This window comes from Deltaproteobacteria bacterium (genome assembly GCA_019309045.1).
Classification (GTDB): Bacteria; Desulfobacterota; Syntrophobacteria; order BM002; family BM002; genus JAFDGZ01.
In genome coordinates this window covers 1-14,860 of sequence record JAFDGZ010000068.1, presented here as the reverse complement: position 1 = coordinate 14,860, position 14,860 = coordinate 1, and the positions used below count along the sequence as shown (strand labels likewise).

General features: G+C 51.8%; 16 protein-coding genes. 3 read left to right on the top strand and 13 right to left on the bottom strand.

Features of this window, described 5'->3' with window-relative positions:
• The coding region (gene groEL, locus JRI89_13310; GenBank protein MBW2072216.1) for a chaperonin GroEL at nucleotides 1-306 on the top strand (306 nt) is incomplete at its 5' end.
• Nucleotides 307-488: 182 nt separating this feature from the next.
• Here groEL and JRI89_13305 read toward each other — a convergent pair.
• From JRI89_13305 to JRI89_13270, 8 genes are all read right to left on the bottom strand, one after another.
• Nucleotides 489-1,670, bottom strand: coding sequence for a sigma-70 family RNA polymerase sigma factor (locus JRI89_13305; GenBank protein MBW2072215.1), 1,182 nt, complete (start codon nucleotides 1,668-1,670; stop codon nucleotides 489-491).
• A gap of 456 nt (nucleotides 1,671-2,126) precedes the next feature.
• Complete coding sequence (locus tag JRI89_13300; GenBank protein MBW2072214.1) at nucleotides 2,127-2,441, bottom strand: hypothetical protein; 315 nt, start codon at nucleotides 2,439-2,441, stop codon at nucleotides 2,127-2,129.
• 143 nt (nucleotides 2,442-2,584) lie between these two features.
• Nucleotides 2,585-3,331 carry an amidohydrolase family protein gene (locus JRI89_13295; protein ID MBW2072213.1) on the bottom strand — a complete coding sequence of 249 codons (747 nt, stop codon included), beginning with the start codon at nucleotides 3,329-3,331 and terminating at the stop codon, nucleotides 2,585-2,587.
• Between the two features lie 29 nt (nucleotides 3,332-3,360).
• Nucleotides 3,361-3,849, bottom strand: a complete 489-nt coding sequence (locus JRI89_13290) for a universal stress protein (GenBank protein ID MBW2072212.1) — start codon at nucleotides 3,847-3,849, stop codon at nucleotides 3,361-3,363.
• 411 nt (nucleotides 3,850-4,260) lie between these two features.
• Nucleotides 4,261-5,046 carry an alpha/beta hydrolase gene (locus tag JRI89_13285; GenBank protein MBW2072211.1) on the bottom strand — a complete coding sequence of 262 codons (786 nt, stop codon included), beginning with the start codon at nucleotides 5,044-5,046 and terminating at the stop codon, nucleotides 4,261-4,263.
• A 111-nt stretch (nucleotides 5,047-5,157) separates the two neighbouring features.
• Nucleotides 5,158-5,568, bottom strand: coding sequence for a hypothetical protein (locus JRI89_13280; protein ID MBW2072210.1), 411 nt, complete (start codon nucleotides 5,566-5,568; stop codon nucleotides 5,158-5,160).
• A 30-nt stretch (nucleotides 5,569-5,598) separates the two neighbouring features.
• Nucleotides 5,599-6,198: a hypothetical protein gene (locus JRI89_13275; GenBank protein MBW2072209.1), complete on the bottom strand. Its 600-nt coding sequence runs from the start codon at nucleotides 6,196-6,198 to the stop codon at nucleotides 5,599-5,601.
• A gap of 399 nt (nucleotides 6,199-6,597) precedes the next feature.
• A complete protein-coding gene (locus JRI89_13270; GenBank protein ID MBW2072208.1) occupies nucleotides 6,598-6,879 on the bottom strand; it encodes a hypothetical protein in 282 nt (93 codons plus the stop codon).
• A gap of 198 nt (nucleotides 6,880-7,077) precedes the next feature.
• Here JRI89_13270 and JRI89_13265 point away from each other — a divergent pair, with 198 nt between their 5' ends.
• Together JRI89_13265 and JRI89_13260 are read left to right on the top strand one after the other, a co-directional pair.
• Nucleotides 7,078-8,757, top strand: a complete 1,680-nt coding sequence (locus JRI89_13265; protein MBW2072207.1) for a protein kinase — start codon at nucleotides 7,078-7,080, stop codon at nucleotides 8,755-8,757.
• Nucleotides 8,757-9,671 (top strand): tetratricopeptide repeat protein, encoded by a 915-nt coding sequence (locus JRI89_13260; protein ID MBW2072206.1) that lies wholly within the window; start codon nucleotides 8,757-8,759, stop codon nucleotides 9,669-9,671. Before JRI89_13265 ends, JRI89_13260 begins: the two co-directional genes overlap by 1 nt.
• An 8-nt stretch (nucleotides 9,672-9,679) precedes the next feature.
• On the opposite strand, the gene JRI89_13255 is transcribed toward JRI89_13260, so the two are convergent.
• The 5 genes from JRI89_13255 to JRI89_13235 form a co-directional block, all read right to left on the bottom strand.
• Nucleotides 9,680-10,234, bottom strand: a complete 555-nt coding sequence (locus JRI89_13255) for a GNAT family N-acetyltransferase (GenBank protein MBW2072205.1) — start codon at nucleotides 10,232-10,234, stop codon at nucleotides 9,680-9,682.
• An 84-nt stretch (nucleotides 10,235-10,318) separates the two neighbouring features.
• Nucleotides 10,319-11,068, bottom strand: a complete 750-nt coding sequence (locus JRI89_13250) for a metallophosphoesterase family protein (protein ID MBW2072204.1) — start codon at nucleotides 11,066-11,068, stop codon at nucleotides 10,319-10,321.
• 68 nt (nucleotides 11,069-11,136) lie between these two features.
• Nucleotides 11,137-12,720, bottom strand: coding sequence for a hypothetical protein (locus JRI89_13245; protein ID MBW2072203.1), 1,584 nt, complete (start codon nucleotides 12,718-12,720; stop codon nucleotides 11,137-11,139).
• A gap of 5 nt (nucleotides 12,721-12,725) precedes the next feature.
• Nucleotides 12,726-13,397, bottom strand: coding sequence for a hypothetical protein (locus tag JRI89_13240; GenBank protein MBW2072202.1), 672 nt, complete (start codon nucleotides 13,395-13,397; stop codon nucleotides 12,726-12,728).
• Nucleotides 13,398-14,729 carry an AAA family ATPase gene (locus tag JRI89_13235; GenBank protein ID MBW2072201.1) on the bottom strand — a complete coding sequence of 444 codons (1,332 nt, stop codon included), beginning with the start codon at nucleotides 14,727-14,729 and terminating at the stop codon, nucleotides 13,398-13,400.
• Nucleotides 14,730-14,860: the final 131 nt, after the last annotated feature.

Here is a 14,860-nt window from a genome sequence, read left to right as displayed (position 1 = left end):
AAGCGGTCCCTGGAGGAGCCGGTGCGGCAGATTGCCAACAATGCTGGTTATGAGGGTTCTGTGGTAGTGGAGCGGCTCAAGGGCGAGCAGGGAGCCTTTGGCTTCAATGCGGAGACCGAGGAATATGAGGATCTGACCGCCGCAGGGGTGATCGATCCCACCAAGGTGGTGCGTTTTGCCCTGCAGAATGCGGCGAGCGTCGCCTCGCTGCTGCTCACCACCGAAGCCATGGTGGCGGAAAAGCCCAAGGAAAAGGAGCCAGCTCCAGCAGCGCCCGGAGGCGGTGGCATGGGAGACATGTACTAGAAAATAACCAGCGCCGCCAGGGGCGCGGCGCACCGCGGACAGCAACACCTATACAAAGAAAGGGCTCACGCCGGCCATCCGGGCCGGCAAGAGCCCTTTCTTTGTTTACCTCCCGGCGCAAATCCATGCAGCGTGTGCAGCTGTAGAACATTCTGCACGTTGTCACAGGGTAAATTGGCCAGCTAGTCTCCCAACAGGTCGAGATTTTCTTTCATCTTGGTGCGTCGCCGCAATTTCATAAGTGCTTTTGCCTCTATCTGGCGGACCCGCTCGCGGGTTACGCCAAATTCCTCTCCTACTTCTTGAAGCGTGTAGTTTCTTGCTTCACCGATGCCAAAACGTCGCCGCAGGATTTTTTCTTCCCTGGGTGTCAGAGTGGCCAGTACTCTGCGTGTCCGCTCTATCATGCTCGTCTGCACATAGGCTTTTTCTGGAGACACGGCTTCACCGTCCGGCACAAAGTTTCCCAGCTGGGTGTCGCCGTCGCCCACTGGTGTATCAAGCGAGATGGTGTGGGCTCGGCTGGCCACCTCCACCAGTTTACGCACTTTGGCGAGCGTAATGTTCATCTCTTTGGCAATTTCTTCGGCCCTCGGCGGCCGACCGAGAGATCTGGCCATCTCCTGCGAAACCCGTTTCAGTCTGTTTATGGTATCGAGCATGTGAACTGGCACCCGCACGGTCCTGGCCTGCTGCTGGATAGCACGTGTGACAGCCTGGCGGATCCACCAGCTAGCATAGGTGCTGAATTTGTAGCCGCGGCGGTATTCGAATTTTTCCACGGCGCGCATCAGTCCAATGTTGCCTTCTTGAATCAAGTCGCCCAGGGGCACTCCACGATTGGTATATTTCCTAGCAATGCTGATAACCAGACGGAGGTTGGCTTCCACCAGCTGCTTCTGAGCATATCTTGCTTCTTCCTGAGCGGAGCGAATCTCTTGTAGATCGCGTTCCAGATGGTTGGTAGCCATTTCTGCGGACAACAGCGACGCTTCTGTAGCCGCCAATTTTTTCTGTTCTAGGCGCTCACGCAGCGTCGTGATGAGCTCGAGAACCTGACGGTCACCAAGATCGAGATTCCTGAAGATTATATGTTTTTGCCGCAAGATGCGGTCCCGTTCCTTGTCCAGATTGCCGTTTTGAGAACCGCTTGCTTTCTTCTTCTCCAGTTCGTGTTCAGAGTGCACTAAACTAGCCATGCGCCTGGCAAGTCTTTCCAGCCGAGCCGCTTCTACTCGGGTGCTCAGCTGCTGTATGAGATGGGGATGTCGAAATATGATCTCAGCTATCTTTGCCTGATTGACTTCGATGCGTTTGGCAATCTCAACTTCTTCTGCCTGCGTCAACAAGGGGATTTGCGCCATCTGTCGGAAATAGGCTTTACCCGTATCACCGTCGTACTCTTCTTCTGGCTCGACCTCTGCCTTCTGAGACTCTCCATTGTTTTCCTCTGCTTCCTCGGCAGACAGGGATGAGTCCGGCTCGATCACCTGAAGTTCCTGCTGCCACTTGTCCAGATAGGACAGGGCGTTGCTCCCATCTTCAGATCTAGCCCTAAGATGCTGTGTCCCCAAAGAGGCAACATCGAGTGTTGCGGCGCCTTCCTTGTCGAGATTGGTAAGACCCCAGCTGCTGTTTGTTTCTTTGTTGTTGATTTCCTCCACCTCTTCCTCCAGAAAATCAGAAAACTATCAGTCGAAGGTATATCTTTAGACAACACCCTCCTTGAAAAAGTTCACCACCAGCTGCCTGGCCAGCTCCCGTGCTGGTCTGCTTTACAGAGGAGTCCATACCTTGGCCCGGCCCAGAGCAGCGATCCCTCAATGGAGAGTTGGCGGTGTTGCAGAACGATCATCCCCGTTGGCAGCAAATTCTCCACCCAGCAGTCTCTTGATTCCTTCGCAGATGAACTCAAATGTGGCAGCAACTTTCTGGCGTTCTTCTTCTGTGGGTGGATTGTGAGGATCGAAAGCAAGTTCTATTACATAGCTCCAGCGCTGTTGCTGCTCTGCAACCGGATCAAAAAAGACCAGAGCAAACCCCACACAGGGAGCGTTCTTTTCCAAACATATCTTTTTGACTGCCTGGGCAGTTTTTTCCGTCCATTTTGGGATACTTGCTATAGCAGGCTTCACCTACAACCCCCTGAATAAAGCTGTACTTTTCACCAAATAATCTAACTACTTGTTAGAAGATGTCAATATGTAGGGTTTTTCGTAATTAGTGAAGCTGCTGATTATTCGCTGTTGCCTCCTCCTGTAGATGGTCCTCGTCTCAGCTAATTGATGGCTGCCAACAGTCTGATTACATTGCCGCCCACCACCTTTTCCATGTCTGCACTATTGAGGCCCAGTTGCTCAATCTTGCGAAGTTCCATGGCTGGTGTGCTGAACGGAAAATCGCTGCCAAAGAGAAGCCGATCAGCCCCGTATTTCTTGATAAAGTGAGCAAGATGTATGGGTTGAGCAAGTGCAGAATCGGCATATACATGAGGCCGCTGCCAGATGCCTTCTTTGTCGAGCAGCTGGTAAGAGCCATTCAAGCTGCCCAGGTGCGGAATGATAATTACTGCCCCTGCAGCCAGTTCCGAAACAAAGCGACAGGTATTGGCAAAAGACTCCTCGAACACCACTGGGAGCCGCCGTTTGGTGATTTCCTCGATCATTTGGACGCAACCCGGGGAATCATAGTGATAACAAGGTTCATTGGGGTGCCGGTGCCATTTGATGCCGCAGTAAGGTTTTTCCAGTTCATCCACAGCAAAGTCGTTCCAGACAAAAAGGTAGGGAAATATTCCTTTGTTGTGAGTAGCAATGTCGATTACATATTGATTGGCCCGACGCCTGGTCTGCTGCCATTCCTCGCTATCCTGAAAGTAATAATCGTATCTGTCATAAACGTCCTCGACAGGAGCGAACAAACAGGCAGATGAGATGCCCGCCTCAGAAAGAAGCGATCTGACCGTCTCGAAAGGCAGGTTCACGTTCTGCACTCCACAATGAATATGGCTGTCAACGATGTTCACGTTTACCTCGAAAGGATGCCATTGGTGCCTCAGTCAACTACCCAGACAGCAAAACCGCGGGCCTCTCCTACCACCTTTTTTGACACACTTCCCATGAAGAACTCTTTGATGCGGGATAGCCCCCTGCGGCCAAGAATGAGAGTACGGTATCGACCCGCACGCGCTTCATCGATAATGGCCTCGGCAACGTCACCTGATTTTACCTTGAACTTGGCAGTTATGAGCCTGGCATCAACTCCCTGCGCCAGGAGCGCTCTCGTAGCTTGAGCAAAATGTATATTGATTTTCTTTTCGTCTTCTGGTTTCCAGTAGACTCCCGCAAGATCTGGACGATCGTCTTTGCTAGCCTCCACTGTGGCCACTTCTTCTTTGGACAGCAACAGTCTCGACGTCGCCGGCAAAACACAAAAAAGTACCAGCAAGGCATCATCACGACCAGAGAACATCTCTCCAGCATAGTCCACTGCCTTCATTGAACCGTCACTGCCGTCTACGGCAATAAGAACTCTATGGGGCATGGCCTTCTCCACTGGCTGTAGAAAAGTCGGACGCTTGTTGAGAACCCTCTGGTAAAGGCGTCAGGCGCCTGCAACTTCATCAATAAATGAGCTCAGCTGGAGTACCTGAATGTTACCATGGGGAGATCGTGCAATATTGCAGCTCGTGGATATTGGGTTGGGGATTCAGGATGTCTAGCTCAGAATCTGCCTAGTGAGCAGGGTACAGTTCCTTATTATCTTTTGTATGCTACTCCCATATGTGGGCCGCTCTGCAGCAGTTTGCCCCGGTCTAATTGCTTTGCCTGCCGGGAAACTGCCCGCATACCTCTCCCGATTCTTCCTCCGCCTGTGTCCACCTCGCTGGATTTGACATCCTAACAGGTGTCTCAAAATTGCCTGAGCTCCTCTTTATTTTTTATCCTAAATCATCTAATTATGTCCAGTTGATCCTGCTGCTCGGTTGAAAAAATCACAAATTTTTTTAAAATAAGCCTCGCCACCCACCAAGTAGGTATCATTGTGAGCCGCTCCAGCAAGAACAACGAATTCCTTGGGCTCGCCAGCAGCAGCGAAGAGTCGACGACCCAGACGAATGGGCACAATGGCGTCCTGATCGCCATGGAAAAAAAGAATTGGTGCTTTCACTGCAGCAATTTTTGCTACGGCATTCAATCTATCTCCCAACCAGCGATTCAGAAAGGGCAGGGGATAGTGAACCCTGGCAATATCTCCCAGATTCGTAAAGGTAGATTCCAAAATAAGACCGTTACAGGGATACTTCGAGGCCACATGAGTTGCAGCAATGCCACCCAGCGAGCGACCAAAGACAAAAAGCTTGCCGCCATAACGGTCTGCTCGCGCCCTGGCTTCTAGATAGGCAGCTTCAGCGTCAGCGTAGAAACCTGCCTCGCTGATCTTTCCCTCGCTGCGGCCGTAGCCGCGATAGTCGAATATGAACACGCTGACACCCAGATCATAAAGTTTGTGAATATTGTCCAGTCGATGTGAAATGTTGCCAGCATTGCCGTGACAGAAAAGAACAATACGGTCGCCCGGCCCTGACGGCACAAACCAGCCGTGCAAACGGACTCCATCACTGCTCGAGAACCAGCTGTCTTCGTAGGGAAGCCCCAGATTGCCGGGAGTGCCAACAAGTGTTCGCTCTGGAAAAAAAATAAACCTGTCAATAAATCCACTGATCATAAAGATCCCCATGAATGCGAATAACACAACGAGGCTGGCCACCAGGGGACGGATTTTCTTCACCGTTCAGACCATGTTACGATAGACTGCCGTTCGCAGTTGCGCCAAAAGGTGATTCATAAACTAGAGTTCCTTGTACACTTTAGCCAGAGAGTCACCTGCCACATGAATCCGCCACTCGTTGAGATAGCCAAAAGGGGTTACGGTTACTTGATAGCCGCTCTGCTCCAGCCGTTGTTTGGCAGCCTCTGTGAGCATTTCGGCAAATTGAGGCGGGGCTTTGCTGCTTGACAAGTGGTTGAATGAGTGCAGCACAATGGTTTTCGTCTGAAATTTCCCGGCCAACCACTTGATATTCTTTATCAGCTTGGTGAGCACCTTGGCCTGTCGTTGCTGGTCGTCAGCTTCGGCCTGGTAGAAGACCACCACGGCCTCATGGCACTCGGCCTCGGCTTCCTGCTCAGCCGCCTCTACCAGAACCTTCTTGAATGTCTTGAACCAGAAAGTCGGTGCGTAGAACAGTATAACTCGCATGACAATACTCTCTTTGAGGTGGAGTCGAGGCTAGTAAGCTACAAATCGTCCCAGCCCTGCTACTATGGGACTGACCAGCTGTCGCAGTAGGCCGAAGCCGGCAAAGCGGTCGAGCAGTACCAGAGCCAGGATGAGAAAAGGGCCGGTTCTGGTGTAAACCCTCCAGGCCTTTTCAGAAGGCAGCAGCAAGTAAATGAGGCGTGATCCTGTCAGAGGCGGTATGGGTACGATATGATAGGCAGTGACTGCCACACTCAAGTTCAGCAAGACGTCGACCACTCGGTCGCTCCAGAGAAAATATTTGACATATGAAGCGGTGAGCGCCAGCACCAGACTGGCAAAAGGTGTAATCAGGGAGATAATGAGCCAACCCAGTTTTTGCTTCTTGAAGCGTACTTTGCTGTCATCCAACTGTCGGCCCCAGCCAAAGCCCCCGAGCAGGAGTACGATTGTTCCTACGATATCCAGATTCGTGAAAGGATTGAAGTCGAGAACCACATCGTCTTCCGGAGGTGGATGGGCGAAACTCAGAGCAAAAAACCGAGTGAATCCCGAGCCAAAAGAGACAATGGCAAGGATGGCCACGCAATAATAGAGTATCTCTTCAGGGTTCAGACTACTTAAGGGCACGTCTCCTCCAGGGCAAATACTCCCTTTAGCGATTGTCGCCTGCGGGGCCTCAGGCACATATTGAAACAAATTGTAGGAGCGGCTCTCTAGCCGCGACAATGAGATGCGCTCACACTCATCTACGTTGCACCAAGGTGGCGCTCCCATAAGAATAAAGGAGCCGCCTGTACGTCAATCTCCTCCGTGTTGCTCATCTGATGCTCTTCGTAAGGAGAGTAGCAATGCAACAGGCAGGGTGTCAAGGATTTGCAGTATCAGCAAAAGTGACATCTAGTCCTTTTGAGGCTCAATAGTTGATCGGGCCGCGGGGAAGCCAGGCTGAAAAGGAATGCCGGCAATGGGGAGGCAGCACAGGAAGCGAGGCTGCAATTCTGCAGCAAGGCAGAAAATCTTGCCTGCTCAAAGGCTGAGGAGTTCCTTGAAGCTCTTGCGGAGATGCGCTTCTATGCGCGAGTAAACAAATCCTTTGGCAATCAGGGGCAGGAGAATGAGCCCATAGAGGTAAATGTCTGAGGCGCGGAAGACCTGAATTACCACCATGACGCTGAGAATTATGACAGCGATAATGGTATTGCTCAAAAGGTTGCTCAGATCCTGAAGCTTCTTGTCCAGATATTTGTCGAGGTCTTCCTGTTTGATTATTAACTTGTTGCCCTTCTTCTTGTAATCTATTTGTTGCAATGGCAGTCTCCATCTCCGTTTCTGTCTCATAGCCTGGCAGCGTCGCTTTTCTGCTGCAGTGTGAGGCGACTCTGCTGATTCCCTATTTTGCAGCAGTTTTTCACTTTATGATAAAATAAACCCACCTGTCAAACGTAAGCCGCAACAGATGCTGCTGCATGTGACATTGAGCAGCGTGAGGTCCCTTTGGTAGGCCGCATGAGACGACGACAAGTTTTGCTAATTCACGATCAGGCAGATGCCGTGGAGCAGTGCGCAAAAATCCTGGCCCGGGCCGATTACAGCATCACAATTGCCACCGAAGGTGATGCAGCCATACAGTTGGCTCAGGAAAAATTGCCCGACGTTGTTCTCCTTGGCATCCAGAGCCAGAAGCTCAAAGGTATGCAGCTACTGAAGCGTTTGCAGCAGCGGGGTACCACCAGTAATCTTCCCGTAGTGCTGCTGCTGGAAAAATTTGACGAAGAATATGTAGCCCAGGGACTGGCTATGGGAGCGGCAGACTATCTGGTGAAGCCATTTGATTCCGAGACGGTTCTGGCTCGAGTGGGCGTGCTGGCAAGGCTGCGCCAGCAACAACGTCTCCGTCAAGACATTCTCACCAGATATCATGAACTATTCGAAGGAGAACAGCATGGTCTTTTCATCAGCACTCGGGAGGGTCGTTTTCTTGACATGAACGACACCCTGGTGCAAATGCTCGGCTATGAAAGCAAAGAGGAACTGCTGAATCTGGATCTGCCAAAGGATCTCTACTGCGATCCCGACGATCGGGCGCGATTTCAGGAAATAATTGAAAAAGAGGGATTTATAGAAAACTTTAGGGTGGCCTTCAAACGGAAAGACGGCCAACAAATAACAATTTTGCTCAACGGCAAGGTGGTCCGGGACGAAAAGGGCGCTATTGTCGGCTATGAGGGCTATAATGTCGACGTGTCAACACTTTCTTCTGAGGTAGGCCACGGCACTGCTCTTGAGGAGGACAATGGCAGGCAAGGCTTTTTCACTCGACTCTGGAAATATTTTGGTCCTAAAGTGGCGCCCATGGGCGGAGATCTGCTTTCAGTAATCAAGACCACTGAATTGATCGGCGGCCGCTACGAAAAAATAAAGCGTCTGGGTTTCGGCAGTTTCAGCGAAATCTGGAAAGTCAGAGATATTGAGCGCCGGGGGAGTCCACCTTTTTTTGTAGTGAAAATTCCGCGAAGCACTAAACTCAATGCTCAGTTTCGCAAGGAAGCATCAATCTGTGAGCGTTTGCAAGACCATCCCAGTGCTGTCAAGATCATCGAAGTGCTCGAAGAACGGGGCAGGGTGATCTTGGTGCAAGAGTATGTGCAAGGGGAAACCCTGAGAATTCTTATGGAACGTCCACTGGAGACAGAGGAGATAGAAAGCATCATCCGGCAGCTGGTGGACATAACAGCCTATGCCCACAAGAGACGCATCGTGCATAGAGATATCAAGCCAGAGAATATCATCATTCGCAAGGATGGAATTCTCAAGCTGCTCGACTATGGCGTTGCCAAAGAGTTGGGTGACGAAGATATGAGCAGTACTCTGGTTGGCTCCAGGCCTTACATGGCCCCCGAACAGATCATGGGCAGGAGTCAGGTTGCCAGTGATGTCTGGGCTATTGGTGTGCTCATGTATATCCTTTACACTGAGTGCCTGCCCTTCTATGGTGACAATGAGAAGACCATGACGGATATGATCCTCGAGAGAGAGCCGCTGCCACCGCGAGAGATAGTTCCCGGCCTGCCAGCTGAGCTCGAGGCCATCATACTCCACTGCCTGCAAAAGGATCCTGGCAAACGATTTCCAGATGCCTCTGCTTTGCAGGAGGCCCTTTCGAAAATCTATGCTGTGGATAAGTAGTGGCTCGCGTGGGCAATGGCGGCGCCACCCGGGCCGGCCTGGGCCCAATCCCCCGGGAGATCCCCTCGAGTCAACAGCACAACCATGCTGCATGTTGCGGGTCGTCCTGTTTGCTCTTCCTATTGACAACGGCGGCTGCAGGCATTATCTCCCTTTTTACTAGGAAAACATGCCGCCAGGGCTGGCGGCAGCGGCTGGAAAGGATGTACATGATGAAAAAGATAGTGATTCTGACAGCATATCTCCTGATGACGGCATCTGTGAGCTTTGCTCAGAATGCCAACTTTTACTACAAGCTTGGCTTGCAAAGTTCTCTTGCCAACAAACGAATTGAACTTTTCACCAGGGCACTGGCCCTGGACCCCAATTACGCTTCTGCCTATGAGGATCGGGCTATTCATTATTATTTTCAGGAGCGCTATGATCTGGCTATTCAGGACTATAGTCGGCTAATAGAGCTGCAACCCAAAAAAGCAGAAGGTTACCGAATGAGAGGTGTCTGCCTGTTGAAGAAAGGGAATCTGGATGTGGCAATAGCGGACTTCAGTCAGGCTATCGAACTGGATCCGTCTCTGGCGAGCGCCTATGGTAGCCGCGCAGAAGCTTACCGTCTCAAGGGTATGCTACAGTCAGCCGTCAGTGATTCCACCATAGCCATAAAGCTTGACCGCGATGAACGTACGCTTGCCACAGCTTACAACACGCGGGCCAAGGCATACGTCGCCCTGGGACGTGATGATTTATCTACAGCAGATTTCAACAAATCATTCGACCTCGATCCCAGGTACGCCCTTGTTCGCTACCTCACGGGTACTGCAGACCTGCAAAGCGTTCGGAAAATGGGTCTCATTGGCATCCTTGGTATAGCCTTTATTCTGATTTTCAAACTTGCCCTGCCAACGCCCCGCAAATAAGAAAATGACTAACGGTCGTATTGAGTCCCCACATCACACACCATTATAACCACATCGGTGTTGCGGCCGTGGAGGTCTTTCACCAGACCCTCGATTACAGCTTTGCTCGAGAAGCCGGCTTTGCGAAAAACTGCAATTGCTGCGGGGGAGGAGAGGGGCAGTTCGGCCCATAATTTTTCCAGGCCAAACTCGGCCGCCAGTTCGACGATCTCATTGATGAGGAGGGTGCCCAGACCCTTGTTGTGGTATTCGGGTGCAACAACCACCCGAACGGTACCCATGTGGCGTTTCCAACCATAGGGAATTCTATGCAGCGTAACATCCCCCACTATCTTGTCATCTACAAAGGCGAGCAGCGGGTAGTTTCTGCTGTAGTCGATCTCTTCAGTCCAAGATTTTATGACATTGACGTCAGCCACATCGTGCCTCAGAAAAATTCGCTCCTCTTCCGGCAGTGATTGGAAAAAGGCAATGAGCTTCTCCTGATCTTCTGCAACCAAAGGTCTCAACAGCACCCGGGTTCCATCTTTAAGTTTGCACTCCTTGTAAAGACCCTCAGTCATGGCTCCCCCCATTTTTGCTCTTTTTTTCTCAACAACTGCATCTTAACAGATACCCTCCAGAGGCGTGTGGTGGTGCATGCTTGCCTAAATCCCATTTGCCAACCTTTCAGCCAGATATTCCGGCAAGTCAGCTTCTCGAATCTTTTTTTGAGCCTGCTGGACATCGTAGGCTACTGATTTGAAGCGGATAGTTTCCGGCTCTGTGGAAAACAGCAGGTATGAAGCCCTCCATTCCCTTCCCCTTGGCTGGCCAACACTCCCAGGATTGACAAGATACATGCATTCCGGATCGAGAACTAGATTCTCGTGATCAAAGGACACAGTGGCCACCTTGCCTCGTATATCTCGCTGCCAAACTGCCCGACGATGTGTATGGCCAAAAAAAGCCAACCGTGTGCCGGGGGTTTTCTTGCGCATGTAATTGAAGGCCCTTTTTGCTTGATGAAGGTAGTAGATGTAGGCGTCAGGATTTTCCGGAGCTCCATGAAAGAGAAGGTACCTTCCCCAGAGCACCCTGGTGTGAGGCAGGTTTCGAAGAAAGCGACGCTGGCCGGAGTCCAATTCTTTGGCAGACCACCGAAGCGCTTGATGCGCTAATATGTTGAAACTTTCTGCATATTTGCTTTGCGCAACCGCCCGGTCATGGTTGCCTTGTATGCTTATAATACGCCTGTTTCTTACTACCTCCACGCATTCGCTGGGGCTGGCATTGTAGCCAACCACATCTCCTAGCTGCACAACTGTGGTTACCTCTCCCTCTTTGTTGATATCCTCGAGCACTGCTCTGAATGCTTCCAGGTTAGAATGGATATCTGAGATGATTGCTACTTTCATGACAGCACGGCGCCTGCCTTGCAGAGACTGCAAACTGTCTCCTGTTGAGGGGCACAGGTCAGGTAATGCTAGGTGGCATGACTGAGGTAGGATCGAACACTGCCAAGCACGATCCGTGGGATATCGCTTGCCTTTTCCACGCCAAACACGGAGATGTTGTGGTTGTGGACAGCAGCCCTGACAAATCGCAGGGCCCCACTCTTTCTGCCGATATGTACAGCAGTGACCCTGTTTTTAAGCCTAGACAGCCTGGCTATGGTCCTGTCCAGATTAGTAATCTGCATATCGGTTATCATGAAAATATCCACATCCGGGTTGGCAATAATATCTGATAAGTCGTCGAGATTCAGCACAGTACCCCCGCCGAAGTAACGGCAGAGCACCCGGTAAATGAGAAAGCGGCTGCTGCTGAAGGGGAGGAATTCTTTGGCGCCGGCAGCTGCATCGCTGAAATTATACACGGCAACCTTTGCCTTGTGGCGCAAATAAGAATCCGCGGCACAGCCGCCGCCCAGAACCGCATACGATATCTGGCTGCGTGGATCTACCATGCTGCCAGAAGAGTCGATGAGCACAAGACAGTCGGGAGTCCTCTCCTCCCGGGCAAACACTTGCCCGCTTCGCCGTTCCCACACCTGGGTGAGGCCTGGCAGATATTTGCCAAAGCTAGACCAGGGATCCACATCACGGATCGGCTGCCCCACCTCCCAGGGGCGGTGGGAGTGAGGATGCAGAGAGCCGGCATCCTTGAACGGCAGCTTTTTCACGGGTAAAGAAAAGTTTTCTGCAAGCTTCATGTAGTAAAGCCAGTTGGCGTCCACAGGGCAGCCTTTGCCAAAGCCCATGCCGGCTTTGCTTGCGGGATCACCTTTCTGCAGCTGATCCTGGAGGTCTTCAAAAATGTCGGCAAATTGTTCCGGCGAGCGAGCCTCTAGAGCAAATTGCCGGAGGGCCTGCTCGATTTCTTCCTGGTTATAGCGGCCGAAGCTGTGGCTTCCCATGCGTACGGCTTCACTGGTTAGACTCTCCTGTGCTCTTTCAAGAAATGGCCGGATGCCGCGGATGAAGCGCCTCAGACTCTGCCGCCATTTTTGCTTGTCCAGGTAGGGAATGGTGCTGAGGCGGGCTACCTCCTCTGGATGTTGGCGCGCATCGAGCTCCACACCCCAGATCTTTTCATAAAGGGCACAGACCAGCTCTTCCACGTCATTGCGACTGGAAAATCTATAGAGTTCAGGCAGACAGCTTCCTCTCTGCTTTACTGCATGGGTATCAGCCACCACGTCCATAAAAAGATCAGTGACAGTGTTGGCCAGATCTGCTTTGCCCAGGAGTTCTTTGGCGGTCGCGTAAAGCCGCAGGTGCGTGTTGAGATCCCACGGACAGCAGGTGTAGTGGCTTATGGCGTGATCGAGCAGACCGGAGAGCACTGTTTCCACGGGCAGTTTGCTCGACATGGCCAGGGCATAATCCAGGTTGAGAACAATCTGCTTGTCGCGGATCTCGAGTGCAGCCCTGGAGTCGCTTCTTTCCAGTTTAGGGAAGGGAAGTTCAGGATAGAGATGCCGGCGCCTAACCTGCGGCCAGAGCAGGGCGAGACTCTTGTGCAGCGTCTCGGCCTCCGAAGTTGGCAACTCTTGCAAATCTATCATGTCCATCAACCGATCAGGGCTTCACCTTGCTGATAAATCATCCCCGAGACTGAGCGCCCCAGTCCCCTGATGTGGCCACCTACCCAGATCTCGCCGCCTTGCATCCATTCACCAGTGGAGCGCCCGCATTGCTTGACTATGGTGATCTTGCCGTCGACCATACCAGCTCCGGTCCAGTCACCAGCAGAACCGTTCACCGTTAGGTCGCCTCCCTGCAAAGCTGCGCCCACGAAATTGCCTGCGTCGCCTTCAATGCGTAATTTCTTGCCATAGGGGAGCCGATACCCCAAGAAGTGGATTTGCCTCTGCATGCTGCCGAGTTCTAGGACAATGGTATCCTCAGCCGCAGTATTGCAGAGGGCAGACACGTAAATTCCTGCCGGACCGGCAATGAGGTAAGGCATTTCACTGCCGCTGTCGAGTCGATGACAGAATTCTTCAATACTGTGCGCGTCGAAATCAAGTTCTCGCACCACCTGGCAGGCTGACTTGTAAGCTTCAATGACCCTGTTGTGCTCCACAAACCAGACGAGGCTCTTGAGTTCCTGCTCTACAAGTTTTCCATAGCCGGATATCAACTCGGCCATCACCCTGTCATGGGCGGCAACCAGGCTGTCCAGAGGAAGTGTTTTTTCCGTTATTTGGAAATCCTTGAAATCTTCAAAGGGGTTGATCACCTAGTCCTCCCAGTAGAGGTCTTTGCGGATCTCAGCATAAATCGGGTGGTCTCCGCTGAGGGGTTCTACCTTATTGCCTTGAAACACCTGATAGGCTCTCGCCAGGGCCTCTTTTACATGGTCAGCCTGCTCAGTGTAGCGCTGATACACTTCCAGGCATGCCTGGCGCGCGAGATGAATGTGCAGCGGATCTTGACGCCGATCTTTCTGACGGCTGGCAATATGGGCTTCAGTCCACTGCAATCTATGAGCAATACAATAAGGGGCCACCGTCCGAACCTGTTCGAGACTGGCTGAAGCAAGCCCTTGAAACCATGCCAGGGCGCGGGCGTAGTTGCTAAGTGAAACAGGCAGCCGGTTGGAAGCACAATTGCGCAGGCGGTGGCACAAATAGCCTGTATAATGGCAGCCTTCTTCACAGATCTCGCTGGAGCGCTTCTGGCCGTGCCGCTCACAGAAAGAGAGTTCAGCCAGAAGCATACGCATGTAGGCGTTGGCATCCTGGTCCAGCGGCATCTGCTGAATCTGTGTTCTCAGCTGTTGTCTGGCAGCCTCATCTAGAGTAGGCAAGTCATAGACATCTTTCAGGTGTGCTGCAAACTCACCGGCAAGGGCAGCCATTTTTTGCCTTTTCTCTTCCTGGTCGAGTTGCGATCGCAGTACTTGCTGGAGCTTCACTTCGAGCTCTGGATGCCGGAGAATTTCTTCTTTTTCTTGTTTCTGGCTGATCAGGTAGGCATAGCTCGGACCCGGGTAACGAGATTCTACTGTTACATCGAACCGGTCGAGCATGGGGGCGATAATTGTATTGGTTCCCTGGTCCTGATAATTGGCAGTGGCAAAAAGACAGTATTCTTCATTGATGATCATTTCGTTGAGATACTCCCAATTACCCCTGTCCACGCCGTCGAGAATCATGCTCTGTTTGGTTTCTGGCAGTCTATTTATTTCATCCACTATTTTGATGGGCAGCTGGACAAAATTGGACCAAACTACCACTTCCTGGCCCTGATTCAGTTTTCCCAGATCAGGCCTGCCAACTATTTTTTCCTCAGTCTGCTCTGGATGTCCAGAAACTTCGCTTGCCCACAGAGTGCCCACCGGCAGCCGGTAAAAAAGTGAGCCTACATATTCAGCTGCGGTAGTTTTGCCCAGGCCGGGTTCGCCAATAATCAGTGCCTTGCCACCCAGGAGGGCAGTGAAAAGGGTAAACAGGAGAGTGGAATTGGCTCGCAGGCCATTCACCTGGATGTCCTGACGATTAAAGTAGAGATGCGCTTGAATAAACTCATACAGGGAGCAGACAGTGTCTCTGCTGGTGTGGGCCGCCATGGGTTATGAATCCTCCATTTTTGTTTACTATATTATCCTGTCCGTCCATCGAAGTAAACCATAGTGGCTGGGTTGTTCGAACACCTCTCCAAGAGGAACCCTTCATTCCAGGGCTGGCTCGAATCAAGCCG

Bases quoted from the DNA above. Each gene is read 5' to 3' on its own strand.
- JRI89_13265 (MBW2072207.1), top strand. From the start codon at position 7,078: ATGAGACGACGACAAGTTTTGCTAATTCACGATCAGGCAGATGCCGTG.
- JRI89_13235 (MBW2072201.1), bottom strand. From the start codon at position 14,729: ATGGCGGCCCACACCAGCAGAGACACTGTCTGCTCCCTGTATGAGTTT.
- JRI89_13255 (MBW2072205.1), bottom strand. From the start codon at position 10,234: ATGACTGAGGGTCTTTACAAGGAGTGCAAACTTAAAGATGGAACCCGG.
- JRI89_13250 (MBW2072204.1), bottom strand. From the start codon at position 11,068: ATGAAAGTAGCAATCATCTCAGATATCCATTCTAACCTGGAAGCATTC.
- JRI89_13290 (MBW2072212.1), bottom strand. From the start codon at position 3,849: ATGCCCCATAGAGTTCTTATTGCCGTAGACGGCAGTGACGGTTCAATG.
- JRI89_13305 (MBW2072215.1), bottom strand. From the start codon at position 1,670: ATGGCGCAAATCCCCTTGTTGACGCAGGCAGAAGAAGTTGAGATTGCC.
- JRI89_13245 (MBW2072203.1), bottom strand. From the start codon at position 12,720: ATGATAGATTTGCAAGAGTTGCCAACTTCGGAGGCCGAGACGCTGCAC.
- JRI89_13285 (MBW2072211.1), bottom strand. From the start codon at position 5,046: ATGGGGATCTTTATGATCAGTGGATTTATTGACAGGTTTATTTTTTTT.
- JRI89_13280 (MBW2072210.1), bottom strand. From the start codon at position 5,568: ATGCGAGTTATACTGTTCTACGCACCGACTTTCTGGTTCAAGACATTC.